The sequence below is a fragment of the Streptomyces sp. NBC_00464 genome (assembly GCF_036013915.1).
GTDB lineage: Bacteria > Actinomycetota > Actinomycetes > Streptomycetales > Streptomycetaceae > Streptomyces.
The window spans coordinates 7642824-7667376 of the sequence record NZ_CP107899.1; the positions used below are offsets into that span (position 1 = coordinate 7642824).

The 24553-nt window shown below is 70.2% G+C and carries 28 protein-coding genes; 15 read left to right on the forward strand and 13 right to left on the reverse strand.

Translation table 11 applies throughout. From position 1 onward, the window contains the following. The first annotated feature begins 90 nt into the window (after window positions 1-90). The 3 genes from OG912_RS34270 to OG912_RS34280 all read left to right on the forward strand — a co-directional run bounded on the left by OG912_RS34270 (window position 91) and on the right by OG912_RS34280 (window position 2774). On the forward strand, window positions 91-1110 hold the full coding sequence (locus OG912_RS34270) for a LacI family DNA-binding transcriptional regulator (RefSeq protein ID WP_326734574.1): 1020 nt from the start codon (window positions 91-93) through the stop codon (window positions 1108-1110). Window positions 1111-1212: 102 nt separating this feature from the next. After that, window positions 1213-2337, forward strand: a complete 1125-nt coding sequence (locus OG912_RS34275) for an aldose epimerase family protein (RefSeq protein ID WP_327712699.1) — start codon at window positions 1213-1215, stop codon at window positions 2335-2337. 20 nt (window positions 2338-2357) lie between these two features. Further along, window positions 2358-2774 carry an acyl-CoA thioesterase gene (locus OG912_RS34280; RefSeq protein WP_326734572.1) on the forward strand — a complete coding sequence of 139 codons (417 nt, stop codon included), beginning with the start codon at window positions 2358-2360 and terminating at the stop codon, window positions 2772-2774. Between the two features lie 7 nt (window positions 2775-2781). Here OG912_RS34280 and OG912_RS34285 read toward each other — a convergent pair whose 3' ends face one another. Beyond that, on the reverse strand, window positions 2782-3366 hold the full coding sequence (locus OG912_RS34285) for a YdeI/OmpD-associated family protein (protein ID WP_327712700.1): 585 nt from the start codon (window positions 3364-3366) through the stop codon (window positions 2782-2784). Between the two features lie 149 nt (window positions 3367-3515). Between OG912_RS34285 and OG912_RS34290 the strand changes: the two genes are divergently transcribed. After that, window positions 3516-3884, forward strand: coding sequence for an ArsR/SmtB family transcription factor (locus OG912_RS34290; RefSeq protein ID WP_327712701.1), 369 nt, complete (start codon window positions 3516-3518; stop codon window positions 3882-3884). A 40-nt stretch (window positions 3885-3924) separates the two neighbouring features. Here OG912_RS34290 and OG912_RS34295 read toward each other — a convergent pair whose 3' ends face one another. Both OG912_RS34295 and OG912_RS34300 read right to left on the reverse strand, forming a co-directional pair. Next, window positions 3925-5298 (reverse strand): FAD-dependent oxidoreductase, encoded by a 1374-nt coding sequence (locus OG912_RS34295; RefSeq protein ID WP_327712702.1) that lies wholly within the window; start codon window positions 5296-5298, stop codon window positions 3925-3927. A 120-nt stretch (window positions 5299-5418) separates the two neighbouring features. Next, window positions 5419-6087: a DUF305 domain-containing protein gene (locus OG912_RS34300; RefSeq protein ID WP_327712703.1), complete on the reverse strand. Its 669-nt coding sequence runs from the start codon at window positions 6085-6087 to the stop codon at window positions 5419-5421. A gap of 175 nt (window positions 6088-6262) precedes the next feature. On the opposite strand from OG912_RS34300, the gene OG912_RS34305 reads away from it, so the two are divergent. Further along, on the forward strand, window positions 6263-7753 hold the full coding sequence (locus OG912_RS34305; protein ID WP_327712704.1) for an LVIVD repeat-containing protein: 1491 nt from the start codon (window positions 6263-6265) through the stop codon (window positions 7751-7753). Between the two features lie 279 nt (window positions 7754-8032). On the opposite strand, the gene OG912_RS34310 is transcribed toward OG912_RS34305, so the two are convergent. The 6 genes from OG912_RS34310 to OG912_RS34335 all read right to left on the reverse strand — a co-directional run bounded on the left by OG912_RS34310 (window position 8033) and on the right by OG912_RS34335 (window position 11803). After that, entirely contained in the window at window positions 8033-8257 is a 225-nt protein-coding gene (locus OG912_RS34310) for a hypothetical protein (protein WP_327712705.1), read from the reverse strand. Window positions 8258-8385: 128 nt separating this feature from the next. After that, window positions 8386-8565: a hypothetical protein gene (locus OG912_RS34315; protein ID WP_327712706.1), complete on the reverse strand. Its 180-nt coding sequence runs from the start codon at window positions 8563-8565 to the stop codon at window positions 8386-8388. Window positions 8566-8635: 70 nt separating this feature from the next. Continuing rightward, complete coding sequence (locus OG912_RS34320) at window positions 8636-9337, reverse strand: HAD family hydrolase (RefSeq protein WP_327712707.1); 702 nt, start codon at window positions 9335-9337, stop codon at window positions 8636-8638. 46 nt (window positions 9338-9383) lie between these two features. Then, complete coding sequence (locus tag OG912_RS34325; RefSeq protein ID WP_327712708.1) at window positions 9384-10076, reverse strand: phosphatase PAP2 family protein; 693 nt, start codon at window positions 10074-10076, stop codon at window positions 9384-9386. A 114-nt stretch (window positions 10077-10190) separates the two neighbouring features. Next, window positions 10191-11126 carry a M56 family metallopeptidase gene (locus OG912_RS34330; protein WP_326734563.1) on the reverse strand — a complete coding sequence of 312 codons (936 nt, stop codon included), beginning with the start codon at window positions 11124-11126 and terminating at the stop codon, window positions 10191-10193. 86 nt (window positions 11127-11212) lie between these two features. Continuing rightward, window positions 11213-11803: a DUF5134 domain-containing protein gene (locus OG912_RS34335; protein WP_327712709.1), complete on the reverse strand. Its 591-nt coding sequence runs from the start codon at window positions 11801-11803 to the stop codon at window positions 11213-11215. Between the two features lie 240 nt (window positions 11804-12043). On the opposite strand from OG912_RS34335, the gene OG912_RS34340 reads away from it, so the two are divergent. Then, window positions 12044-12601, forward strand: coding sequence for a GNAT family N-acetyltransferase (locus OG912_RS34340; protein ID WP_327712710.1), 558 nt, complete (start codon window positions 12044-12046; stop codon window positions 12599-12601). 16 nt (window positions 12602-12617) lie between these two features. On the opposite strand, the gene OG912_RS34345 is transcribed toward OG912_RS34340, so the two are convergent. Next, window positions 12618-13301, reverse strand: coding sequence for a glycerophosphodiester phosphodiesterase (locus OG912_RS34345; RefSeq protein ID WP_326734560.1), 684 nt, complete (start codon window positions 13299-13301; stop codon window positions 12618-12620). Between the two features lie 52 nt (window positions 13302-13353). Further along, entirely contained in the window at window positions 13354-13506 is a 153-nt protein-coding gene (locus tag OG912_RS34350; RefSeq protein ID WP_327712711.1) for a hypothetical protein, read from the reverse strand. Between the two features lie 339 nt (window positions 13507-13845). On the opposite strand from OG912_RS34350, the gene OG912_RS34355 reads away from it, so the two are divergent. The 4 genes from OG912_RS34355 to OG912_RS34370 all read left to right on the forward strand — a co-directional run bounded on the left by OG912_RS34355 (window position 13846) and on the right by OG912_RS34370 (window position 17770). Then, the gene (locus OG912_RS34355; RefSeq protein ID WP_327712712.1) at window positions 13846-15243 is read left to right on the forward strand and encodes a DUF6421 family protein; all 1398 of its coding nucleotides are present in this window, start codon (window positions 13846-13848) and stop codon (window positions 15241-15243) included. Between the two features lie 26 nt (window positions 15244-15269). After that, window positions 15270-16037: an SDR family NAD(P)-dependent oxidoreductase gene (locus OG912_RS34360; protein ID WP_326740498.1), complete on the forward strand. Its 768-nt coding sequence runs from the start codon at window positions 15270-15272 to the stop codon at window positions 16035-16037. Continuing rightward, entirely contained in the window at window positions 16016-17098 is a 1083-nt protein-coding gene (locus OG912_RS34365; RefSeq protein WP_327712713.1) for a threonine aldolase family protein, read from the forward strand. The genes OG912_RS34360 and OG912_RS34365 overlap by 22 nt, the downstream gene beginning before the upstream one ends. 72 nt (window positions 17099-17170) lie before the next feature. Then, window positions 17171-17770, forward strand: coding sequence for a transglutaminase-like domain-containing protein (locus OG912_RS34370; RefSeq protein WP_327712714.1), 600 nt, complete (start codon window positions 17171-17173; stop codon window positions 17768-17770). Window positions 17771-17890: 120 nt separating this feature from the next. Here the strand turns inward: OG912_RS34370 and OG912_RS34375 are convergent, their stop codons facing one another. Further along, window positions 17891-18613 (reverse strand): lysophospholipid acyltransferase family protein, encoded by a 723-nt coding sequence (locus OG912_RS34375; protein WP_327712715.1) that lies wholly within the window; start codon window positions 18611-18613, stop codon window positions 17891-17893. Window positions 18614-18831: 218 nt separating this feature from the next. On the opposite strand from OG912_RS34375, the gene OG912_RS34380 reads away from it, so the two are divergent. The 5 genes from OG912_RS34380 to OG912_RS34400 all read left to right on the forward strand — a co-directional run bounded on the left by OG912_RS34380 (window position 18832) and on the right by OG912_RS34400 (window position 23343). Next, window positions 18832-19158 carry a TlpA family protein disulfide reductase gene (locus OG912_RS34380; protein WP_326734554.1) on the forward strand — a complete coding sequence of 109 codons (327 nt, stop codon included), beginning with the start codon at window positions 18832-18834 and terminating at the stop codon, window positions 19156-19158. Window positions 19159-19354: 196 nt separating this feature from the next. Then, on the forward strand, window positions 19355-19861 hold the full coding sequence (locus tag OG912_RS34385) for a flavin reductase family protein (RefSeq protein WP_326734553.1): 507 nt from the start codon (window positions 19355-19357) through the stop codon (window positions 19859-19861). Window positions 19862-20061: 200 nt separating this feature from the next. Then, complete coding sequence (locus tag OG912_RS34390; protein ID WP_326739383.1) at window positions 20062-20847, forward strand: electron transfer flavoprotein subunit beta/FixA family protein; 786 nt, start codon at window positions 20062-20064, stop codon at window positions 20845-20847. A 63-nt stretch (window positions 20848-20910) separates the two neighbouring features. Next, window positions 20911-21873 (forward strand): electron transfer flavoprotein subunit alpha/FixB family protein, encoded by a 963-nt coding sequence (locus OG912_RS34395; protein WP_327712718.1) that lies wholly within the window; start codon window positions 20911-20913, stop codon window positions 21871-21873. Between the two features lie 171 nt (window positions 21874-22044). Next, entirely contained in the window at window positions 22045-23343 is a 1299-nt protein-coding gene (locus tag OG912_RS34400; protein ID WP_327712719.1) for a DUF6986 family protein, read from the forward strand. 14 nt (window positions 23344-23357) lie between these two features. On the opposite strand, the gene OG912_RS34405 is transcribed toward OG912_RS34400, so the two are convergent. After that, entirely contained in the window at window positions 23358-24386 is a 1029-nt protein-coding gene (locus OG912_RS34405) for a LacI family DNA-binding transcriptional regulator (protein ID WP_327712720.1), read from the reverse strand. Between the last annotated feature and the right edge of the window lie 167 nt (window positions 24387-24553).

Sequence of the window (24553 nt, forward strand, 5' to 3'; positions counted from 1 at the left end):
CGGGGCCCGCGGCCCCGGCACCGTCCCAGCCGAACCGGCACAGCCGGGCCACCGCGCGTCAACGCGCGACAAGTCGATCCAGGGAGTGCCGTGGGCGTCAGCCTCAAGGACGTTGCACTACGGGCGGGCGTGTCCATCAAGACCGTGTCGAACGTGGTGAACAACTATCAGCACGTCACACCGAAGATGCGGGCCAAGGTGCAGCAGGCCATCGACGAGCTCGGCTACCGGCCGAACCTCACCGCACGCCATCTGCGCAAGGGCCGCACCGGCATCATCGCCCTCGCCGTCCCCGAGTTCGGCAACCCGTACTTCGCGGAGCTGGCCGGGGCGGTCGTCGACGCGGCCGCCCGGCACGACTACACCGTGCTGGTCGACCACACCGGCGGGCTCAGGGAGAAGGAGCTCCTGGTGAGTCAGGGATTCCGGTCCCATGTGATCGACGGGCTCATCCTCAGCCCGATCCATCTGGAGACCGAGGACCTGATGGCACGCACCGAGACCGCACCCCTGGTGCTGCTCGGGGAGCGTGAGTACGAAGCCCCGTACGACCACATCGCCATCGACAACGTGGCGGCCTCCCGCGACGCCGTGCGCCACCTCATCGACCACGGCCACCGCCGGATCGCCTTCCTCGGCTCGCGCACCGGTCGCGAACGCCAGCCCGCCCATCTGCGACTGCGTGGCTGGCGGGAGGAGCTCGCCGCGGCGGGCATCGAGGCCGACGAGTCGCTCGTCGTCGTCACCGACGGGTACGGCCGCGAGGACGGGGCCACCGCCATGGCCGCCCTCCTGGACCGCGGGGAACAGCCGGACGCCGTGTTCGCGTACAACGACCTCATCGCCATCGGGGCCATGCGCACCCTCTCCGAACGAGGGCTGCGCATCCCCGAGGACGTCGCCGTCGTCGGGTTCGACAACATCGAGGAGAGCCTCTACGGCGCCACCACGCTCACCACGGTGGCCCCCGACAAGGAGGCCATCGCCCGGCTGGCCGTCGACAGCCTCGTCGAGCGTCTCTCCGGCAGCCAGGTGTCCGAACCCCGGCGCCCACGGCCCGGCTACCGCCTCGTCGTCCGCGAATCCACCGTTCCCCGGCCGCCCGCGTAGACCCGACGCCGGACTTCCCTCCCCCTGAGGGGAGTCCGGCGACGTGTTCAGGGCCCGCAGCCCTCGCTTCGCCCGGCCGTCCGCTCGTCCCAAGGATCTCTGATGCCTCGCCCCACCGTGAACCGCACACCGTTCGGCGCCCACGGGCCCACGGACGTCGACGTCTGGACCCTCGACTCCGGAACCGGAGTCCGGGCCGAGATCCTCACCTACGGCGGCATCCTGCACCGTCTCACCGTGCCGGACACCGGCGGAACGCCCGCGTCGGTCGTGCGGTCGCTGGTCTCCCTGGACGACTACACGGGCAAGAACCCGTTCTTCGGCGCCCTCATCGGCCGCTTCGCCAACCGCATCGCGCACGGCCGCTTCACCCTCGACGGAACGGCGTACCGGATCCCGGCCACCGACCGGGGCCACGCCCTGCACGGCGGCCCCGACGGCTTCCACACCCGCGTCTGGCAGGCCGACGGCGAGGCCACCGACACGGCCGCGACGCTGCGGCTGACCCTGCACAGCCCCGACGGCGACATGGGTTTCCCCGGCGCGCTCGACGTCGCCGTGACGTACACCCTCGACAGGGCGGGCACCCTGGCCCTCGACTACACCGCCACGACGGACCGGTCCACCGTCGTCAACCTCACCAACCACGCCTACTTCGACCTCACCGGACAGGGCGACATCCTCGGACACACGCTCCAGGTGGACGCCGGCAGCTACCTCCCCGTCGACGAGGACGGCATTCCCGAGAGCCCGGCCACGGCTGTACGCGCAACCCCGTTCGACCTCACCGCCCCGCACCGCATCGGAGACCGCATCGCGCTCCCGGACGAGCAACTGCGCCGAGCCGGAGGCTTCGACCACTGCTGGATCCTCCACGAGCCCGGCACACCGGCCGGCCTGCGCCGGGCCGCCCGGCTCACCGCCCCCGGCGCCGAGCGGATCATGGAGGTGTGGACCACCGAACCGGGCATCCAGGTCTACACCGCCAACCAACTGGACGGCACCCTGGCCGCCCCCGGCGGCGGGTGTCACGAACGCCACAGCGCCGTCTGCCTGGAGACCCAGCACCTCCCCGACTCGCCCAACCGGCCCGACCACCCCGCCACCGTTCTGCGGCCCGACGAGGTCTTCTCCAGCCGCACCGAGCTGAGGTTCCCGCACCTCACCGCGGAGAGGGACCGAACCGGCACGCCCTCCGGGCGGGGCGGAGCGGGAATGCCGGAATGAACCGGGCTGTTCAGACGTCCATGACCTTTTTTGTGGACGTGACCGTACGGGGCTACGAGCTCGATACGCAGGGACATCTGAACCAGGCCGTCTACCTCCAGTACGCCGAGCATGCGCGCTGGGAGCTGCTGCGGGCCGCCGGGCTGCCCCAGGAGAAGCTGCTGGCCGACGGAGTGGGGCCCGTCGCACTGGAGGTCACGGTCAAGTTCCGCAGGGAACTGCGCGGCGGGGAACGGGTGCGGGTGTCCTGCCGGTTCGACTACGGGCAGGGCAAGACGTTCACCATCGCCCAGCAGATCCTCAAGGAGGACGGCACGGTGGCCGCGGAGATCACAGGCGTGGCCGGCATCCTCGACCTGACGACGCGCAGGCTGGTCGACGATCCGGCCGGCCGGCTCGCCGCGCTCGCCAAGGACCCGGAGCTGCTCAGCGGCTGACCGGGCATCAGCGGACCTTGCGGCCCGCCGCCAGAGAGGCCACCGCCTTCTGGAGGCGGGCCGCCCTGACTTCGGGGGTCGTCGCCGTCATGAGACGCAGGAGTACCAGGTACCGGTCCGAACCGCCGAGCCCCTCGAAGAAGAGCCGCGCCGGCTCGTCGGCCTCCAGAGCGGCAGCGAGATCGGCCGGGACGGTGGCCTTGCTCTGCGAGAGGTACGCCGCCGCCCACCGCCCGTCCGAGCGCGCCGCCTCGACCTCCGCGAGGCCGGACTCACGCATCCGTCCGGCTGCGAGGAGCGCCTCGACCTTCTCCACATTGATCTGCGACCACACGCTCCGGCGTCGGCGGGGCGTGATCCGCTGGAGGTAGTACACCTCGTCGAAGGACTTGCGCTGCCCGTCGATCCAGCCGAAGCAGAGCACCGAGTCGATGACTTCGGCCGCGCTCACCGACTCCACACCGGAGTTGCGTTTGGCGATCTTCAGCCAGAGCCCGGTCCGGTCGGCGTGGTGCTGCTCCAGCCATGATTCGAGCTGGGCGGCCCCCGCGAAGGGACGTGCGTTCTCCGGGGTGTCCAAGGTGTCCGTCATCCGGCTGCGCCTCCTGAGGGGGCCGGGCCTGTGTCCGGCTGCTACGCCACGCTAATCGTCCTTTGGGTCAGAATCTGTCCTCATTCCCCGAACTACGATGAGGCTCGTATTATGGTGAGCCCCGGACGACGTGACGATGCGGAGTGACCGTGACCCCTGCCAGCGCCACCGCCCCGGCAGCAGCCGCCCGCGCGCTGGCCCACCCCGCACGGGACGAGATCAGTCTCGAGTCGGTCCTGCACGCCCTTTCGGACCCGGTGCGGTTGTCTGTGGTCCGCGAGCTGGCCGCCGCCGAGGACGAGCTCACCTGCTCCCGGTTCGACCTGCCGGTGACCAAGTCCACCAGCACCCACCACTTCCGGGTGCTCCGCGAGAGCGGCATCGTCCAGCAGGTCTACCGAGGAACGGCCAAGATGAACGGGCTCCGGCGCGAGGACCTGGAGGCGCTCTTCCCCGGACTGCTCGACAGCGTGCTCGAAGCGGCGAACCTCCAGGCGGACCGCCTCGGCGAGGGCTGACCGTCCAGGGACGCTTCAGGCCGGCCCCCGCGCCCCTCCGTCACATCGGACTGCTGCCGAGCGCCGCCCCCATCAGCCCCGGCCAGTCCGGGATCTTCACCGGCCCCCGGCCGAGCGAGCGCCCCAGGGCAGCCTCCGCCCGCTCGATCGACAGCCAGCCGTCCCATTCCACCGGCCGCAGCCCCCAGGACCGGAGCACGGCCAACGGATCCGGGGCCGACGCGCGTCCCACGAGCAGAGGCGCGTCCTCGATCAGCGACGCGACGGTCTCCTTCGCACACGAACGGTTCGACCCGATGACTCCGGTCGGACCGCGCTTGATCCACCCCGCGACGTACTCCCCGGGCGACGCCACCCCGTCCCGCAGAACCCGGCCGGCCCGGTGCGGCACCGTCCCGTGCACCGCGTCGAACGGAAGCCCGGGCAGTGGCAGGCCCCGGTAGCCGACCGCCCGCAGGACGAGCTCGGCGCCGATCTCCTCGTACGTACCGGTGTCCCGCACCCCGCCGTTGCCGTCCGGGGCCGTACGGGCGAACCGGACACCGGCCACCCGGCCGTCGCGCCCCAGCAGCTCGACCGGGCGCAGGAAGAACCGCAGCCCGATGGTCCTGGGCCGGTTGTCGCCGGCCCGGGGCACCTCGCGAGCCCAGCCGCGCAGCACGTCGAGGTTCCGCCGCACCGGCGCCGGCAGTGGCGGGGAGTCCGGTGCCGGGCTGCCGTACGCCGGGTCCAGGGCGAGTTCCGCCGGGTCCACGACCATCCGGGCCCCCGGCAGCGCGCCGAGCTCGCGGAGCTCCTTGGTGGTGAACCGCGCCTGGGAGGGGCCCCGCCTGCCCGCCATGTGCACCTCGCGCACCCGGCTGTCCGCCAGCACGCCGAGCGCGGGCTGCGGCACATCGGTGGGCCGCAGCTCATCGGCCCCCCGGGCGAGGATCCGCGCCACGTCGACCGCCACATTGCCGACGCCGATCACGACGACCGAACGGGCGCGCAGCGCGAAGAGGCCGGCGGCCGCATCCGGGTGGGCGCTGTACCAGGAGACGAACTCGGTCGCCGAGTGGCTGCCGGGCAGCTCCTCGCCGGGGATGCCCAGCGGGCGGTCCGCGGCAGCTCCGACGCAGTAGACGACCGCGTCGTAGAGCTCGGCCAGCCGCCCGGGTGGCACTCCGTCCCCGCCGACGGCGACATTGCCGACGAAGGTGACGCGCTCGTGCTCCAGGACGGCCCGCAGGCTCTGCTGCAGCGACTTGATCTTCTCGTGGTCCGGTGCGACGCCGTACCGCACGAGTCCGTACGGACAGGGCAGCCGGTCCAGGACATGGACCCTCACATCGGGCACCAGGGTCTGGGCCACCAGGGCCTGGGCGGTGTAGATCCCGCTGGGGCCGGAGCCGACGACGGCGACACGAAGCACGGCGCACCTCTTCCCTGAGGGTGTCTCCAGCATCGCACCGGCGAGCCCGGCGGGGGAGAGGCGCGCCCCGTGCTCTTGGCAGCCGTGCGTCCGGCAGGGGCCTTCGGGGGCCGTCGGCTCTCAGGAGGAGAGCGCGCGCATCCGGTTGATCTCGGTGGTCTGCTGGGCCACCACATCACCGGCCATCTCCTCGACCTGCACGTTGTTCCCCTCCGAGAGGACGTCGGTCGCCATGGTGACCGCCCCCTGGTGGTGCGTGATCATCAGCTTGAGGAACAACTGGTCGAAGGCCGTCCCCTTCGCGGCCCTGAGCTTCTCCAGCTGGCCGGCCGTCGCCATGCCGGGCATCGCGGTGTGGTCGTGCGTGCCGGACTGCCGGGTCCGGCCGTGACGGCTGAGCCATCCCTCCATCGCGCCGATCTCGGGCTTCTGGGCGGCGGTGACGCGTTCGGCGAGCCTCTTGACCGTGGCCGAGCGGGAGCGGGTGGGAACGAGTTCCGTCAACTCCAGCGCCTGCGCGTGGTGCTGGATCATCATCTGCACATACCGGATGTCCGCCGAGTTGGGGGTGTCCAACCCGGCCTCCTTGACGGCCTCCGAGGGGGAGAGCGTCCGTGCGGGTTCGCCCGGTTTCCCGGGTGCCACGACCGAACCGGCCTGGTGTGCACCGGACTTCGAGTCGCTGTCAGCACTGCCCGCGTCGCAGCCGGCCGAGGTGAGCACGGCTGCCACGACGGCCGCACCGAGGGCGAATCCGCGGAACCGCAGGGTCTGACGACGAATCAACAAAGCGACCTCCGTTGATACAGGAGTGGTTGCGCTCTGTCCTAGCACGTCAACGCACAGCTTTGATCAAAAACTTTCGTTACGTCTCTGTTGCCATCTGTTGAGATGCCCATGGCAAGGACGATACTGCCGGAGTCCGTGAACCGGTCAACTACATACGGATCCATGGGAGGACGCAGTGACCTCGTTGCACACCACCCCGGTGCGGCGCAGACGTCTGGGCGTGGCGGCAGCCGCCGCCGGGCTCTTCGCCACTCTGCTGATGGCCGGGCCCGCGGCCGCGACACCCGACCCCGGTGACGCGACCGCGAGCCGAACCGATGTCTCCGCGAGCCAGGAGGCGGAGGCGGCCGCCGCGATCACGAGCGGTGAGATACCCGGAGTGGACGAGATCGTCCACAGCCGGAACATCACCCACCTGGCCAATGTCCCCAAGGACGCGCTCCAGGGGCTGAACACGGACCTGGCCTTCCAGGGGAAGTACGCCTTCGCCGGAAACTACGACGGCTTCCGGATCTTCGACATCAGCAATCCGAAGTCACCTCGCACGATCGCCCAGGTGCTGTGTCCCGGATCGCAGAACGACATCTCCGTCTCCGGGAACCTGCTGTTCCTGTCCACGGACTCCTCGCGCAGTGACAACTCGTGCACCAGCACCACCCAGCCTGCCACGGAGAAGTCGTCCTGGGAGGGCATGAAGGTCTTCGACATCAGCGACAAGCGCAATCCGAAGTACGTCGCCGCCGTCGAGACCTCGTGCGGATCGCACACCCACACGCTGGTTCCCGAGCGCAGCAACGTCTACGTGTACGTCTCCTCGTACTCGCCGAATGACACGTTCCCCGACTGCCAGCCGCCGCACGACGGGATCTCCGTCATCAAGGTGCCGCGCAAGGCACCCGAAGAGGCCCGCATCGTGAACTTCCCGGTCCTCTTCCCGGACGGCGGGAACCCGGGCGGTCCCACCAACCCGGGCGTCAGCAAGACGACGGGCTGCCACGACATCACCGTGCTGCCGTCCAAGGACCTGGCCGCCGGTGCCTGCATGGGGGACGGTCTGCTGTTCTCCATCAAGGACCCGGAGAACCCGAAGATCATCGACCGGGTGCAGGACAACGTGAACTTCGCGTTCTGGCACTCCGCCACGTTCAACCAGCGGGCGGACAAGGTGGTGTTCACCGATGAGCTCGGCGGCGGTGGCGCGGCGACCTGCAACGAGGAGGTCGGTCCGAAGCGCGGCGCCGACGGCATCTACGACATCGTCGGCAAGGGCGACCAGCGCAAGCTCGTCTTCCGCAGCTACTTCAAGATCGACCGTCCGCAGGCCGACACCGAGGTCTGTGTCGCCCACAACGGCTCGATCATCCCGGTCAAGGGCCGCGACCTGATGGTCCAGGCCTGGTACCAGGGCGGTGTCTCGGTGTGGGACTTCACCGACTCCTCCCACCCGAAGGAGATCGGCTTCTTCGAGCGCGGCCCCGTCAGTACCGACGAGGTCACCACGGCCGGTCCGTGGTCGGCGTACTACTACAACGGCTACATCTACTCCAACGACATCGCCAAGGGCTTCGACGTCCTGAAGATCGACGACCGGCGGACCGACCCGGCGAAGCGGGTGCGGACGGACGAGCTCAATGTCCAGACGCAGCCCGACTACTTCGACCGCTGAGTTCTCCGAGTCCGCCGTACCCACAGGCGGCCGGTCGCTGAAGGTGGCGGCCGACCGCCCGCCGGGCCGTGCGGCCGGTCCCGTTCCCGGGTCTCCGCCCGGCGGGACCGGCTTCCGCACGGCGGTGCGTTCATTGACCGATCCGCCGCGCCGGGACATGCTGTACCCCCGCGCGGGCCGGCTCTCGTACGCAGTCCGTCACGCGGTCCTCGGCCGGGGCTGCCGGCCGGGGTGACCGGCTGGTTCCGGCGACGCAGGGGATCGCCGGAATCAGACGTCTCAGGCGGCCTCGTACCGGTGCGCCCGGCCGCCCCGCCATTCGACCCATTCGGGGCTGTCCAGGATCCGCTCGGGGTCGTCCAGCCCCGCACCCTCCAGGAACACGATCACATCGTGATCCGAGTGCGCGAGGCCGAGAATCTGGACCCGCCCGTCACGCTGCACGGTGACGCGCCGGCCGCCGGAGGGGGACGGCCGGAAGATCACGATCGGGGGAGAAGCCATGCCTCCAGGGTGCGACGTGCCGACGGCCGCCGCACAGCGAACCGGAAACCCGGTGCCGCAGCAGATCGGGGGCGTACCGAGCCTGTGCCGGCCGATGTACCGCGGGCAGCTCGGACGGCTGAGGCGGCTCAGGCGGCGGACCTGGTGTTGCCGCCGGTGGCTGCCGCCCACTCGACCAGCAGCCGCTGGTACTCCTCCTCGTCCTCAGGGGACAGGCATCCGCCCGAGCGCTGCCACAGGTCGCGAATGTCTTCATTCACCACTGCGGCGGAACGCGCGGAACCGGACGGGCACGGAGTCGGGGACATGGTTACCAGGCTAAGGCCCCGATGTGACAATCCGACCCATGGCGCGTCAGGGACATCTCTCACATGTCTCTCAGGCAACGTCTGAGGCCAGTCCGAGCTCCCGCAGTCCGTCCGGCCGCTCATTCACCGGCACATGCTGCACGAAACGCACCTCGCAGCCCAGCGCAGCCGCCCCGGCGTCCGCGTGCCGGTCGTCGCCGACCATCACCACATCGGTCGGATGCTGTCCCAGAAGTGTGCAGGCCGTGTGGAAGAGGCGTGCGTCCGGCTTGTGGATTCCGTGCTCGAAGGACAGTACGTACGCCTCCACATAGGCGTCCAGACCGTGCGCCCGGAAGACCGGCCTCAGGTCCCACCCGATGTTGCTCACCACGCCGATCGCGATGCCCCGGTCGTGCAGTGAGGCGAGTACCTCCGCGGCGTCCGGATACGGACGCCAGGCGGCCGGGGTCCGGTGCCGGTCGTACAGGGCGTCGTAGAGCCCCGGATCCGGCAGCTCCACCTGGCGGGCCAGTCCCGTGAACGCCTCGCGGTGCCGGTGCGCGCTCTCGTCCCGGGAGGCCCAGGCCGACGCCAGTCCTCCGGGCACCTGCTGCGGAGGAGGGCCGCCCGGCAGCGCGCCGGAGGCCTCCAGCTCCTGTACGTAGCGCTCGAAGTCGGCATCGTCCACGCTCACCTTCCGTTCGGCGAGGGTCGCGGCGAGCCAGGAACGGACGGATTCGATCCGGAAGAGCGTTCCGGAGAAGTCGAAGAGCACACCCTTGATCGGCATGGGCCCGATCCTTGCCGACCGGTGCGGGCGGGGCAAGGGCGCTTGTTCAGTCCCTTTCCTCAGGGCGGTGGCGGGAGGCGTACCGCTCGTATCCGGCCGCCGCGAAGGCGGTCAGGGCCGCCCCCAGCAGCCACCCGCCCAGTACGTCGGACGGCCAGTGCACGCCCAGGTAGAGCCGGGTCAGCCCGACGCCGACCACCGAGATTCCCGCAGCGGCCGACGCCGTCCGCCGGATCCAGGGGCGGGCGCCGGACCGGTGCAGGAGCCACAGCAGCAGACCGCAGCTCACGACGGCCGTCATCGCGTGCCCGGAGGGGAACGCCGCGTAGTGGGCGGAGTCCACCGGGTCGGGCCACCGGGGGCGCTCCCGGCCGACGGCGGCCTTGACGCCCTGCTGGAGAAGGCTGGAGACCAGACTCGTCACCGCCACCCAGGCCGCGAGCATCCGGGCCCCGCGGCGCCACAGGACGACCACGGCGACGGCGATCAGCGCGCGCATCGTCCAGGGATCCCACAGCCAGTCCGTCAGCAACCGGTTCACATGGACGAGGCCGGGCTCCGTCACCGCCCGCCGGTGCAGGGCTTCGGCGATGTCACGGTCCAGGCGCATCAAGGGGGACCATCGTGCGGCGACCAGGCCCAGCAGCGCCAGGGCAAGGACTCCGCAGACGGCCCCCGCCCACGGTGCCGGCGAGGGAGTGCGGGTGCGGTGCGCGGGGGAGAGGGGCGGGGAGTGCATGAGGGGATCCTTGCCGACGGGCGGGGCGTACGGCCATCCCGGCGCGGCGCGACCGTTCAGCGAGTGCCGTGGCGGGCCGGCGCCGAGCCGCCTCCCGGTCAATGCCGGAGCTGCCTACCCCAGTGCACTGAGCGCCGGGACGAACGCCACCAGGAGCGGGATCGCCGGCAGGAGCGTGGCCGCCGCTGTCAGCCGCAGTCGACGGCCCGTCGTGAGCCGGCCCGCAGGCGCCAGCAGCCGGTTCACCCGCAGCGGCATCTGCGCATCAGGCGTCGGGCAGGGGCCGAATACCCCGCGGTCCTCGTTGAGTTCGACCAGTGCCAGTGCGATCGTCAGCCGGCCGAAGCGCCGGGAAGCCATGTCGTCGGCGGCCAGTTCGACGAGCCGGTGCATCTCGCCGCGGAACGCCGCGAACACCGGAACCTGCGGAAACCCGGATGCCAGCGCCGCCGAGCAGTTGAGCAGCCAGTCGTGGCGTGCGTTCGCATGACCCTGCTCATGGGCGAGCACCGCGTCGAGCTGACGGCCTTTCAGTCGCCCCAGTGCGGCGGTGGTGATGACGAGCCGAGGCGCCGTGCCGGGCAGCCACCACGCGTCGGGGCGATCTCCCTCCAGCACCACCAGGCGACCGCTGCCGGGTTCCTCGCCGGGCATCAGCGGTGAACGCACCAGGAGTTCGGACCGCCGCTGCCTGCGCTCCAGGCGCACGCGGCGGATCTCGCGGGTCAGCATCGCGGCCGTCCATACGCCCCCGAGGGCCAGGAGCACGGCCATCACGGCCGACCACGGTCCGTAGGCCGCGAGCGCATAGGCCTCGACGACGGCGTGCGGGGCGGGCGCGAACACATGGCCGCGCACCGCCTGCCAGGCCGCGGCCGCGCTGAACGTCATCGACAGCCCGAACGACAGCAGCACACCGGCCACCACGCACTGCCAGACCCACAGCGCCACCACAGGCTCGCGCTCCGGCCATTCGGCCCGCGCCATCAGCCGCGGGGTCACGACGGCGGCCAGTGCACCGAGCAGCAGCAGCGCGAGGGAGACCAACATGGCTTCAGCCTATGAGCGGCACGGCACGCACGGGTATGGCTGCGCTCAGCAAGTGACGTACGCCACGGTTTGCGGGGCCCCTTGTCTCAGACGGTGAGCAGCATGGCGAACATGGCTATCCCCATGGTCAGCCGGCAGGCCAGCGCCAGCTCCGGCCGCGCCCCCCAGCCGCCCGCCGACGGCCCGCCGACCATGGCCCCGCCCCCGGCCGTCGCCGCAGTCACGGGTATCAGCCGGGCGCCGGAGCGCAGCACGTACGCGGCGTAGTAGGCGAGGAGCAGCCCGGTCAGCAGGGGAACGCCTCCTGCGGAGGCCATGGCGTGCGACGCATGGCCGCTGTGCCCCGCCCCGCCGGGCCGCGCCATGACGACGGACATGTAGACCATCGCCGACGAGCCGACCAGGTGGTGCAGATGGTGACCGCTGCGGCGCGAGAACCAGAGGGCGCGCAACGCGGCAACCCCGAACAGGACCGCGTACAACGCCCATCCCCACGCGGGCGGTGCGACGACGGCGGCCGGCACCGCCATCGCGGCCATGGAGAAGCCCATCAGCGCCTCCGCGCGCGCTGTCCTGCGCTCCTCACCGCTCCCGCCGTGGGCCCGCAGCAGGCAGTACGCGCCCGTCACCGCGCACAACGCCATCAGCAGCCAGCCGGACATCGCAGGTCCGTGCACAGCGGAACCTCCCCCTGGGCGAACGACATCGCCGTCGTCTAGTCGATGCCCGCGGCCGGACGCCCGTACGCGGCGCACTGGGGTAAAGGGGGAGCGCGCGGCGGGAGTGAATCACAGAGCCGCAGCGCCGGCCCGCCGGGTTCCGGCTGCTCAGTGCACAGACCGGCGCCTGCCCCTGGACCAGCACCCGGGAGTTACGCTGCTGCCGCACGGCACAGCAGAGAAACGGAGAGCCTCACCATGGACACCGCCCCGCCCCGCGACTCGGGCCAGCTGACCTTCCGCGACGCGACCGAAGCAGACGTGCCCGCGCTCGTGGAGCTGATCCAGTCCGCGTACCGCGGTGACTCCAGCCGTGCGGGATGGACCACCGAGGCGGACATCCTGCAGGGGCAGCGCACCGACCCGCAGGGCGTACGCGACGTGGTGGAGGACCCCGGCAGCCGGCTGCTCGTGGTGGAGCGCGACGGCGAGCCGGTCGCCTGCTGCCAGCTCGAACACCGGGGCGTAGCCGCGTACTTCGGAATGTTCGCGGTCCGCCCCTCGCTCCAGGGCGCGGGGCTCGGCAAGGTGATCATCGCCGAGGCGGAGCGCACCGTCGGGGAGGGCTGGGGGGTGCGCGAGATGCACATGACCGTGATCTCGGTGCGTGACGAGCTGATCGCCTGGTACGAGCGCCGCGGTTATCGCCGTACGGGTCAGCTGAGCCCGTTCCCGTACGGCGACGAGCGCTTCGGTATCCCGCAGCGCGACGACCTCGCCTTCGAACTGCTGGTCAAGGACCTGCCCGAGAGCTGACCCGGGACCCGGGGGGCTATGCGGTGAACCGGCCCGCGCGGCGGATCTCCGGGAAGTCGGTGGTCGCGCCGTCGAGCCCGAGCCCGCGGGCCAGCCGCAGATGGTCCTGGGTGTTCACCACCCAGCCGACCACCGTCAGCCCCTCTGCGTGGGCCCTCTCCACCAGTTCCAGTGTGATCCGCCGGACGTTGAGTACCAGCCGGGTGGCGCGCACCGCCTTCGCGCGGTCCACCACGTCGTTGCCCCAGCGGCTGGCCACGAGGGCGGTCCGCACCCCCGGCACCAGCTGCGTGATCTCGGCGATCGCCTCGTCGTGGAACGAGATCACCTCGACCCGGTCGACGAGATCGCGCCGCCGCATCACCTCGGCCAGCGTGCGGGCGGCGGCCACGTCCTTGATCTCCGCCTGCAAGGGGGACCGCACTGCGTCGAGGACCTCCTCGAAGACCGGTACCCGCTCCCCCTGCCCGGCGTCGAGTTCGCGCAGCTCTGCCAGGGTCTTCTCGGCGATCGGGCCCTTGCCGTCGGTCGTCCGGTCCACCTCCGCGTCGTGCATGACGGCCAGGGCGCCGTCCTTGCTCAGATGAAGGTCCAGCTCGATGAGGTCCATCCCGGCCTGCTCGGCGTGGATGAACGACCGCAGCGTGTTCTCCGGCTCGACACCCATCACCCCGCGGTGGCCGATGGTGAGAAAAGACAAGGGACTCTCGCTTCCGTCGACGGCTTCTCCCTGTGTGCCTACCCACGCGGTGCTACGGCATGACCGCAGATCCGGCTGACCGGTGTCCCGTCGCGGAGTCGGGGCCGGCCGTGCGCGGGGGAGTGGCCCCGTGTCCCTGTACGTCGGCGGCGCCGAGCAGGAATCCGGTGATGACGGCGGCGACCAGGACGGCACGGATGCTCACGCGCGGGTTCTCCCGAGGGCGTACGAGGGGCGGACGCCGTCCGTCCTACCGGCTGCGGGCTGTCTGCCGCGAGCTGTGTCACTCATACGTGGGCGTGTCCTGCGCGGGCTTGCCGGGCGCCTGTGCGAACGAATCCGGGATGAGCGTGCTGTTTCCGACCCGTCACTCTCCGGCCCATGCGCGTTCATGCGCGGAAGGCTTTGCCGAAGCGCTGGATGACAGGAAAAATCGCGGTGACCATGGGGGGTGGGCAGGATAATTTCCAGGTCCCCACTTGTATCGGGGAGTCGCACACGGATACGGTTGCTTGACGCGAGGTTCTCCCGTGGAGGAAGTGTTATGACGGAAATTCTTGTGCACGACGTCGCCGCCGGCGGCATAGCTTCCGCCCAGCGGGTGATCGAGCACCCGGCCTGGCCCGCGCTCAAGAACGCCGTGGAGGAGATCCGCCCCTGGCAGTCGAAGGACGGTTCCATCGACTTCGACGCCGAGGACGCGCCCGCCCCGGCAGCTGCCGAGGCGGCCCTGGACCGGGTGGCCGTCGCGGTCGAGGAGCTCTCGCCGCTGCTCCCGCACGATGCGGCGTACCACCGCGCCCTTGTCGTGGACCTGCGTCGCTGGGCCGCCGATGGATTCGGCGTCCCGGACTTCCTCGACTCGCTGCTGGCGTTCCAGCCCGCCAAGGGCCGCGTCGACGGGCTCCAGCACCTCGTGGTCTTCGCGATGTACACGCAGAACGGCAATCCCGACCGCAACCTCGAAGCGGTCGTGCTCCGGATGGTCTGGCCCGAGTGGCTCGCGGACCTGGAGGCGACCCGTTACGACAACCCGCTGTTCTGCGGCATCACCTTCGAGGACTTCACCGCCGGGTACGACACCAATTCCGCCGTGCTCTTCCCGGAGACCATCGCCGTGCGCGAGGCCCCCGAGCGCTTCAGCTGGGGCGGCATCTTCTGCGACCGTGAGGCCGCCCGATTCCGCCGTGTCACCGAGGCCTCCGTCGAGCTCCTGGGCGTCGAGCTGCCCGAGGACATCCGCGAGATGGTCGGCGACCAGCAGCGCTGCGAGCAGGCCTTCGTGCTCTGGGACATGGTCCACGACCGCACCCACAGCCACGGCGACCTGCCGTTCGACCCGTTCATGATCAAACAGCGCCAGCCGTTCTGGATGTACGGGCTCGAAGAACTGCGCTGTGATCTCACCGCCTTCAAGGAGGCCGTGAAGCTGGAGTCCGAGGGCAACGTCCACGGTCGTGACGTGCAGTACGCCGTGCTGTTCGACCGGATGTTCCGCTTTCCCGTCACCGGCGAGCGCGTCCGCAACTACGACGGTCTCGGCGGCCAGCTGCTCTTCGCGTACCTCCACAAGCACGACGTCGTGCGCTGGACGGACAACACCCTGAAGATCGACTGGGAGCGGGCTCCGCAGGTCACCAACCAGCTGTGCGCCGAGATCGAGAAGCTGTACCGGGACGGCATCGACCGCCCCAAGCTGGTCCACTGGTTCGCCGCGTACGACCTGGTCGCGACCTATCTCGCCCCGCACCCCGGATCCCGCTGGGCCAAGGGCCCCGACGCGCTGGACCTCTCCCAGCCGCCCCGGAAGCTCGTCGACGACGTGCTTCCGGACGAGTTTCCCCTGAGCATGTTCTATGAGGCGCTCTCCAAGAAACTGAAGAACGTGATCGCCTCCACCAAGGGGATCACCGCCGCGGACGCCGGGCAGGCGGCCGCGTGAGCGCACGTCATGAGGAGGCGGTGGCCATGAACGGAAACGGCAAGGGCAGCGGGAGCGGCGCGCTCGAAGGCGCTGTCGTCGCGGTCGCGGGCGCGGCCGGTCCGGCCGGCCGGGCGGCTCTGCTCCGGCTCGCCGAGGCGGGCGCGGTCGTCGTCGCCTCGGACGCGAACGCCACCCGGCTCGCGGAGGCCGTGGACGCGGCCCGCTATGCCCATGGCGGCGCTACGGTCACCGGCGACACCGTGGATCTGCTCGATCTCGGCGCCGCCCGTGAATGGGCCGCCAAGACCGAGAAGGAATTCGGCAGGATCGACGGCCTGGTCCACCTCGTGGGCGGCTGGCGCGGCAGTTCCAGCTTCGCCGAGACGGACCTCGCCGACTGGACGCTGCTGGAGAAACTGCTGATCCGCACGGTCCAGAGCACTTCGCTGGCCTTCCAGGACGGTCTGCAGCGCAGCGATCGCGGTCGCTATCTGCTGATCAGCGCGGCCGGTGCGAGCAGCCCCACCGCGGGCAACGCCGCCTACGCGGCGTCGAAGGCGGCGGCCGAGGCGTGGACCCTCGCGCTCGCGGACGCCTTCCGCAAGGCGGGGGGCGATCAGGGGCCGCAGAGCGCGGCTGCGATCCTGGTCGTGAAGGCACTGGTGCACGACGCGATGCGCGCCGAGCGACCGAATGCGAAGTTCGCGGGCTTCACCGACGTCAAGGAGCTGGCCGATGCCATCGCCGGCGTCTGGGACCGGCCCGCCCCGGAAGTGAACGGAAAGCGCCTGTGGCTGACCCCGGAACCGTAAGGACCGACGCGCGTCGTCATCACGACCCGCAGGTACGCGGATTCGCCAGTGACAACTACGCGGGAACCCACCCGGAGATCCTTGAGGCCCTCGCCCTCGCCAACGGCGGTCATCAGGTCGCCTACGGCGGGGACGACTACACCGGTCACCTCCAGCGCGTGATGCACAGCCACTTCGGCCCCACCGCGGAGACCTTTCCGGTCTTCAACGGAACGGGCGCCAACGTGGTCTCGCTCCAGGCGATGACCGACCGCTGGGGTGCCGTCATCTGCGCCGAGTCCGCACACATCAACGTGGACGAGGGAGGTGCGCCGGAACGGGTCGGCGGCCTCAAGCTGCTCACCGTGCCGACCGAGGACGGCAAGCTCACGCCGGAGCTCATCGACCGGGAGGCGTACGGCTGGGACGACGAGCACCGGGCCATGCCGCAGGTCGTCTCGATCACCCAGAACACCGAGCTCGGCACCGTCTACACACCCGACGAGATCCGGGCCATCTGCGAGCATGCCCACGGGCACGGCATGAAGGTCCATCTCGACGGGGCCCGCATAGCCAATGCGGCGGCGTCCTTGGACGTACCGATGCGTACGTTCACCAACACCGTCGGCGTCGACGTGCTCTCCTTCGGCGGGACGAAGAACGGGGCCGTCTTCGGCGAGGCCGTCGTGGTGCTGAACCCGGACGCCGTCCGGGCCATGAAGCACCTGCGCAAACTGTCGATGCAGCTCGCGTCCAAGATGCGCTTCGTGTCCGTACAGCTGGAGGCGCTGCTCGCGGGCGATCTGTGGCTGCGTAACGCCCGGCACGCCAACAGCATGGCTCAGCGGCTCGCCGAGGGCGTCCGGTCGGTGGACGGCGTGGAGATCCTCTACCCCGTCCAGGCCAATGCCGTCTTCGCGCGGCTGCCGCACGAGGCGAGCGAGCGGCTGCAGAAGCGCTTCCGGTTCTACTTCTGGGACGAGAAGGCCGGCGACGTGCGCTGGATGTGCGCCTTCGACACCACGGAGGACGATGTCGACGCGTTCGTCCTCGCCCTCAAGGAAGAGATGGCCGCACAGTAGGGGCATGTATGAGTATGCGGTCGACCGGAAATCCATTGACTCCGGTCGGCCGCTTCCTTACGCTCGGCGGCCATGGAGCTGATACAGCAGGTCCCTGAAATTTCCGCCTACCTTGCCGCCGATGACGCGATCGACCATGAACACCCGCTGGTCCGCGATACGGCAGCACGGCTGCGTTCCGAGGTGACGGATGCGTACTCATACGCGGAAGCCGCCTACCGCTTCGTACGCGACACCGTCGTGCACTCCGCCGATTCGGGTGACATGCGCGTCACCTGGCGCGCCTCGGACGTACTCGCCACCCGTAACGGCATCTGCCATGCGAAATCGCATGCCCTGGTCGCGCTGCTGCGCGCGGAAGCCATCCCCGCGGCGCTCTGCTACCAGGAACTGGCAGACGACGACGGGGACCCGGGGGCGGTCCACGGGCTGATCGCGCTGCGGCTGCCGGGCCGGGACCGCTGGGACCGGCAGGACGCGCGGGGCAACCGGCCCGGCGTGGACGCGCAGTTCTCGCTGGACGGGGAGCGGCTGGCCTGGCCCGTCCGGCCGGAGCTCAACGAAGTGGACTGCCCGACGCTCTATGCGGCGCCGCATCCGGCAGTCCTGCGAAGCCTGCGGACGGCCGTCGACCGTGCGGAACTGTGGCGCACACTGCCCACGGCGCTCTGACCGGGCGGGCTCGGCGCGGCGGCCTCCGGACCGCGAGGCCCTGAAGAGGCCGATCCCCGGGGCGCGGAGCACTGTCCGCGCCCCGGAGTGACGTTTCAGCCGCGGCCCCGCGCAGGTCCGTCAGCTGCGCTCGCGGACCTCGGCGGCCGTCGGAGCCGTACCCCCGAGATGCGAGGGCACCCACCAGGTGTCGCTCGCGTCCTTCGGGCGCACCGGGTAGGCCCGCTGGGCCGCTTCGAGCAGCTCCTGCACGCGCTCTCGCAGTCGCCGGGTGATTGCGCCCGCGTACTGGTCTGCGGGGGCCTCCACCGGCTCACCGACCCGGATGGTCACCGGGATGTGGCTGCGCCTGAAGTTGCGCGGGCGGCCCTTGGTCCAGAGGCGCTGGGTACCCCACAGCGCCATCGGGATCAGCGGCACGCCGGCCTCCTGCGCCAGGCGCGCCGCACCCGACTTGAAGCTCTTCAGGGTGAAGGACTCCGAGATCGTCGCCTCGGGGAACACTCCGACGATCTCGCCGGAGCGCAGCGAGGCCAGCGCGTGCTCATACGCGTCCTCGCCCTGCTTGCGGTCGACGGGGATGTGCTTCATGCCGCGCATCAAGGGGCCCGAGATCTTGTGCCGGAACACCGATTCCTTGGCCATGAACCGCACCAGGCGCTTCTGTGGCAGCGCTGCGAGTCCGGTGAAGATGAAGTCCAGATAGCTGATGTGGTTGCTTACCAGAACCGCGCCACCGGTCTTCGGGATGTGCTCCGAACCCTGGGTGTCGATCTTCAGGTCGAGCGCCTTGAAAAACGTACGAGCGGCGCCGATGACCGGCCGATAGACGAGTTCTGCCATCTGGAGAAGACCCTTCTTCAGCGCCTGGGGAGGGTTCTCCCGGCGGAAGTTACGCAGCCGTAGGTTTTCGGCATTGGGCCGATCGTGCCCCATGTGCGTCGTGGTGGCCAGTCTCGGCGGGCGCGGGGCGCGAGATTCTCGTCACGTGGAACGGACGGGAATGTCCTGGTGCCCGTAGGTGCTGACCCTTTGCGTAGAGCTCTGACAGGAGGCCGAAGGTGGACGGGCAGATCCGTGCGGACAGGCTTGATGCAGCCCAACTCGGTGTGGAATTGGGGGAAAAGGCGACACTCGTCCAGTTCTCCAGCGCGTTCTGCCAGCCTTGCCGGGCCACCCGCCGCACCCTCACGGAGGTGGCCGACATGGTTGACGGCGTCGCGCATGTGGAGATCGATGCCGAGGCGCATCTCACTCTTGTGCGCGCCCTGCACATCAGCCGGACCCCGACCGTCCTGGTCCTCGATGCCGCCGGCTTGGTCGTCCGCCGGGCAGTCGGGCAGCCACGCACCGTCGACGTCGTCGCCGCGCTCGGGCAGGCGATGTGACGGACCGTGATGCTTCTCCCACCTTGTGGGACGCTCTTGACTGCACCCGCCACGCATCGTCACTCTGACGCTATGCCGCCAGAACTCCTTCTCTACGGCCGGGTCCACATCGACCTCGCCCGCCACGCGAGTGCGCGCTGTCCGGATGCCTGAGCATCCGCGGCCCCGTACATCCGACGCGCAGAAGGACATCTCCATGACGGCATCACCCGAGACCGGCACTCCCCGGACGGCATCCCCGGACCTCCTGCGTTCCGTGTTCCGGCAGCACGCCGCCGGTGTCGCCGTGATCACCGCTGCCGGTGACCGGCCGGTGGGCTTCACCGCCACCTCCCTCAACTCCGTGGCCGCCGATCCGCCGCTCATCTCCTTCGGCGTGGGCACCTCCTCCTCCAGCTGGCCGGTCGTCTCGGAGGCGGACCACATCGGCGTCCACATACTCGGCGAGCATCAGCGGGAACTGGCCGCCACCTTCGCCCGCAGCGGCGCAGACCGGTTCGGCCCGTCCACCGATTGGCGCAGCGGACCGGAAGGTGTCCCGGTGCTGGACGGCGTGCTCGCCTGGCTCGTCTGTCGGGTCGTGGCGCGGGTTCCGGCGGGGGACCACCGGATCGTGATCGCGCAGGCGATCACCGGCGACCCGGCCGGCGGCGGCAGGCCGCTCGTCTATCACCAGGGCAGGTTCACGGCTCTGCGAGACTGAGATCTCCTCGTGGCACCAGGGCGCCGGGCGTAGGCCAGATCACAGCGCAAAGCGCTTGCTTAATGGTCGCCCCATGGGTGTACTGGCGAGTAATATTATGGTCGGAGCATGGGTCGCCCCGACCGGAAATCGCCCCATCAGGCGCCTATGCTGCGTGCAACAAGGCAGCCCGGAAATGACGATGCAGTAGGAGAGCCGGCGTGAGCTTGAGGATCGTTGTCTGTGTGAAGTACGTGCCCGACGCGACCGGTGACCGGCATTTCGCCGATGACCTGACGTTGGATCGTGAGGATGTCGACGGGCTGCTGTCGGAGCTGGATGAGTACGCGGTCGAGCAGGCGTTGCAGATCGCGGATGCGGCGGACGATGCGGAGGTCACCGTGTTGACGGTGGGTCCGGAGGATGCCAAGGACGCGTTGCGCAAGGCGTTGTCGATGGGTGCGGACAAGGCTGTTCACGTCGAGGACGACGATCTGCACGGCACGGACGCGATCGGTACGTCGTTGGTGCTGGCGAAGGCGATCGAGAAGACGGGCTATGACCTGGTGATCTCGGGGATGGCGTCGACGGACGGCACGATGGGTGTGGTTCCGGCGCTGCTGGCCGAGCGGCTGGGTGTGCCGCAGGTGACGCTGCTGTCCGAGGTTTCCGTGGAGGGTGGCGTCGTACGTGGCCGCCGTGACGGTGACACGGCGTCCGAGCAGCTGGAGGCGTCGTTGCCTGCGGTGGTGTCGGTGACCGACCAGTCGGGCGAGGCCCGTTACCCGTCGTTCAAGGGGATCATGGCGGCGAAGAAGAAGCCGGTCGAGTCGCTGGATCTGGATGATCTGGGGATCGACGCGGACGAGGTGGGTCTGGGTGGTTCCTGGACCGCGGTCGACTCCGCGGCCGCACGTCCGGCCCGCACCGCGGGCACGATCGTCAAGGACGAGGGCGAGGGCGGCAAGGCTCTGGCCGAGTTCCTCGCGGGCCAGAAGTTCATCTGAGCCCCGGCTGTTGCCTCACCGCCCCCCCCGCACTCCCTCGCACACGCAGGAGATTGAAGTCCCATGGCTGAAGTTCTCGTCTATGTCGACCACGTGGACGGTGCCGTCCGCAAGCCCACGCTGGAGCTGTTGACGCTGGCGCGCCGGATCGGTGAGCCGGTCGCCGTGGCGCTGGGCAACGGTGCCGCGGACACCGCCGCCGTGCTCGCCGAGCACGGTGCGGTCAAGGTCCTGACCGCCGACGCCTCCGAGTTCGCCGACTACCTCGTCGTTCCGAAGGTCGACGCGCTGCAGGCCGCCTACGACGCGGTGTCGCCGGCCGCCGTGCTGCTGCCCTCGTCCGCGGAGGCCAAGGAGATCGCGGCCCGTCTCGCGGTCCGGATCGGTTCCGGCATCATCACCGACGCCGTCGACCTGGAGGCCGGCGATCAGGGCCCGGTCGCCACGCAGTCCGCGTTCGCCGCCTCGTACACCACCAAGTCCCGTGTCTCCAAGGGTGTCCCGGTCGTCACGGTCAAGCCGAACTCGGCCCCGGTCGAGCCGGCTCCGGCAGCCGGTGCCGTGGAGGCCCTTTCGGTCTCCTTCTCGGCGCAGGCCACCGGCACCAAGGTCGTCTCCCGTACCCCGCGTGAGTCGACGGGGCGTCCGGAGCTGACGGAGGCCGCGATCGTGGTCTCGGGCGGCCGTGGTGTCAACGGTGCGGAGAACTTCCACATCATCGAGGCGCTCGCGGACTCGCTGGGTGCGGCGGTCGGTGCCTCGCGCGCCGCGGTCGACGCGGGCTGGTACCCGCACACCAACCAGGTCGGCCAGACCGGTAAGTCCGTCTCGCCGCAGCTGTACATCGCCTCGGGTATCTCCGGCGCGATCCAGCACCGGGCGGGTATGCAGACCTCGAAGACGATCGTCGCGATCAACAAGGACGCCGAGGCCCCGATCTTCGACCTCGTCGACTACGGCGTCGTCGGCGACCTCTTCAACGTCATCCCGCAGCTCACCGACGAGGTCAATGCCCGCAAGGGCTGACCCCCCGGTCGGCATGCACGGCCAACGGCCCGGGGCCGCACGGTGAAACCCACCGCGCGGCCCCGGGCCGTTTCCGATCACCATTGACGCAGATACGGCAGCCTTATAACTTCACTATACGGATTGTTGATTCCGAGAAGCGGAAACAGCGAGAGCGTGGAGGGTGCGGAAATGGGTCAGCAGGAGAAGGTGGCGACGAGCCTCGCCGGTGCGGTCAGCGAGGGGATCAGCGCCTCCCTCACGGCGGTGGACGCCGAACTCGCCCGCCGCTACCCGGGCGACCCCGGAACGCGCCAGCCCGTCCACACGGTCTACGTGCCAGGGGACACCTTCACCGCGGGCACCATCCGTTCCTGGGGTGACCAGGCGTTGCACGCGCTCGACGAGCACGCCCCCGACGCCGCCTCGCTCGCAGCCGTGCTCGGCATCCCGGCCGAGCTCGCCGGCCCCGTCCATGACCGCGTACGCGCCAAGCTGAGCCGCGAGCCCGTCGAGGACCTCCGTGTCGACTTCGAGGACGGATACGGCCCCCGCTCCGACGCCGAGGAGGACGAGGCGGCGGCCCGGGCGGCCCGGCTGATCTCGGAGGCGTACGCGAACGGCACGGCGGCTCCGTACATGGGCATCCGGATGAAGTGCATGGAAGCCGCTGTACGCGACCGGGGCATCCGGACCACGGACGTCTTTCTCACGGGCCTGATGGAGGCGGGAGGCCTTCCCGACGGGCTCGTGCTCACCCTGCCGAAGGTGACCTACCCCGAACAGGTCACCGCCTTCGTCCAGCTTCTCGAAGCCTTCGAGCAGGCACACGGACTTCCCTCCGGGCGGCTCGGCTTCGAGATCCAGATCGAGACCAGTCAGTCGATCCTCGCCGCCGACGGCACCGCCGCCGTCGCCCGCATGATCGACGCCGCGCAGGGGCGTGCAACGGGTCTGCACTACGGCACGTTCGACTACAGCGCCTGCGTCGGGGTCAGCGCCGCGTACCAGGCGAGTGACCACCCGGCGGCCGACCACGCGAAGGCCGTGATGCAGGTGGCCGCCGCGGGCACCGGGGTACGTGTCTCAGACGGTTCCACCAACGTCCTGCCCGTGGGCCCCACCGCCCAGGTGCACGAGGCCTGGCGGCTTCACTACGGGCTCACCCGGCGCGCTCTGGCCCGCGCCTACTACCAGGGCTGGGACATGCACCCGGGCCACCTCCCGACCCGGTACGCGGCCGTCTACACCTTCTACCGGGAGGGCCTGGAGCAGGCCGCGGCCCGGCTTGCCGCATATGTGGCGAAGGCGGGCGGCGACGTGATGGACGAACCCGCCACCGCCAAGGCGCTCAGTGGCTACCTGCTGCGAGGCATCGACTGCGGCGCGCTCGACACCGCCGAGGTGGCCCGGCTGACCGGGCTGACCCGCGCGGACCTGGACGCCTTCGCCTCACCGCGACGCGGCGGACTGACCGTCACCGCACCCTAGCGACCCGCCCGGCCTCAGGCCGGGCGCAGCTCGCCCGAGCCGCGCGGGATCAGCCGCGTCGGGAGTTCGACGCGCGCCGGTGCGTGGTCGGCGCCGTCGAGCCGGCGGAAAAGGTGCTCGGCCGCGGTGCGGCCGACCGCCGCCGCGTCCTGGGAGATGACGGTGATGCCGAGCAGATCCGCGAGCTCGATGTCGTCGAAGCCGACCAGGGCGACGGGCCGTTCCCGCCCGGCCAGCACGCGCACCGCGGTCACCGTCACGCGGTTGTTGCCCGCGAAGAGGGCCGTGACGGGTTCGGGGCCGGAGAGCATGGTCTCGGCGGCCGGACGGACCCGCTCGGGATCCGTGGAGCCGAGCGAGACCCAGGAGTCCTCGACCGTGATCCCGGCGTCGGTCATGGCGGTGTGATACCCGCGCAGCCGCTCCGTGGCGGTGTGGATCCGGGGCTGGTCCCCGATGAACCCGATCCGGCGGTGGCCGTGGGCGATCAGATGGGCGACGCCCTCGCGGGCGCCGCCGAAGCTGTCCGAGAGCACCATGTCGGCCTCGATCCGGCCGGCCGGACGGTCCACGAAGACCGTCGCTATGCCGGCCTTGATCTCCGGCTCCAGATAGCGGTGGTCGTCGCCGGCCGGAATCACGATGAGCCCGTCGACGCGTCGTGCGCACAGCGCGAGCACGAGTTCCTGCTCGCGCTCCGGGTCCTCGGCGCTGGAGCCGTTGATGAGCAGGGCGCCGTGCGCGCGGGCCACCTCTTCCACGGCGCGGCTCAGCGGCCCGTAGAACGGGTCCGCGAGATCCTCCAGGACCAGGCCGATGGAGGCGGTGCGGCCCTTGCGCAGCACGCGCGCGCTGTCGTTGCGGCGAAAGCCCAGCGCGTCGATGGCCTCCTGGACCCGGCGCTCGGTGTCGGGTGTGACGCCCGGCTCGCTGTTGACCACGCGCGAGACCGTCTTGAGGCCCACTCCGGCACGGGCGGCCACGTCCTTCATGGTCGGCCGGTTGCCATAGCGGGGCTCGGGGTGACGAGTGGTCTCGGCCACGGTGCGCAGTCCTGTCCTCGGGTTCGGGCGATCCGGACCGGCCGCGGAGGGTGCCACGGAGAAGGCCGGAGGCTGTGGCGTCGAGCATAGGCCCTGGACAACGTTGTCAAGTGAATGGAGACTATGCAGACTATTTACTGAAGCCGCAGGTCCCACCCCCTCACCAA

Excerpts from the sequence above, each read along its gene's own strand:
- OG912_RS34275 (WP_327712699.1), top strand. The coding sequence starts at position 1,213 with ATGCCTCGCCCCACCGTGAACCGCACACCGTTCGGCGCCCACGGGCCC.
- OG912_RS34280 (WP_326734572.1), top strand. The coding sequence starts at position 2,358 with ATGACCTTTTTTGTGGACGTGACCGTACGGGGCTACGAGCTCGATACG.
- OG912_RS34285 (WP_327712700.1), bottom strand. The coding sequence starts at position 3,366 with ATGACGGACACCTTGGACACCCCGGAGAACGCACGTCCCTTCGCGGGG.
- OG912_RS34310 (WP_327712705.1), bottom strand. The coding sequence starts at position 8,257 with ATGGCTTCTCCCCCGATCGTGATCTTCCGGCCGTCCCCCTCCGGCGGC.
- OG912_RS34315 (WP_327712706.1), bottom strand. The coding sequence starts at position 8,565 with ATGTCCCCGACTCCGTGCCCGTCCGGTTCCGCGCGTTCCGCCGCAGTG.
- OG912_RS34320 (WP_327712707.1), bottom strand. The coding sequence starts at position 9,337 with ATGCCGATCAAGGGTGTGCTCTTCGACTTCTCCGGAACGCTCTTCCGG.
- OG912_RS34325 (WP_327712708.1), bottom strand. The coding sequence starts at position 10,076 with ATGCACTCCCCGCCCCTCTCCCCCGCGCACCGCACCCGCACTCCCTCG.
- OG912_RS34330 (WP_326734563.1), bottom strand. The coding sequence starts at position 11,126 with ATGTTGGTCTCCCTCGCGCTGCTGCTGCTCGGTGCACTGGCCGCCGTC.
- OG912_RS34340 (WP_327712710.1), top strand. The coding sequence starts at position 12,044 with ATGGACACCGCCCCGCCCCGCGACTCGGGCCAGCTGACCTTCCGCGAC.
- OG912_RS34355 (WP_327712712.1), top strand. The coding sequence starts at position 13,846 with ATGACGGAAATTCTTGTGCACGACGTCGCCGCCGGCGGCATAGCTTCC.
- OG912_RS34360 (WP_326740498.1), top strand. The coding sequence starts at position 15,270 with ATGAACGGAAACGGCAAGGGCAGCGGGAGCGGCGCGCTCGAAGGCGCT.
- OG912_RS34370 (WP_327712714.1), top strand. The coding sequence starts at position 17,171 with ATGGAGCTGATACAGCAGGTCCCTGAAATTTCCGCCTACCTTGCCGCC.
- OG912_RS34375 (WP_327712715.1), bottom strand. The coding sequence starts at position 18,613 with ATGGCAGAACTCGTCTATCGGCCGGTCATCGGCGCCGCTCGTACGTTT.
- OG912_RS34385 (WP_326734553.1), top strand. The coding sequence starts at position 19,355 with ATGACGGCATCACCCGAGACCGGCACTCCCCGGACGGCATCCCCGGAC.
- OG912_RS34395 (WP_327712718.1), top strand. The coding sequence starts at position 20,911 with ATGGCTGAAGTTCTCGTCTATGTCGACCACGTGGACGGTGCCGTCCGC.
- OG912_RS34400 (WP_327712719.1), top strand. The coding sequence starts at position 22,045 with ATGGGTCAGCAGGAGAAGGTGGCGACGAGCCTCGCCGGTGCGGTCAGC.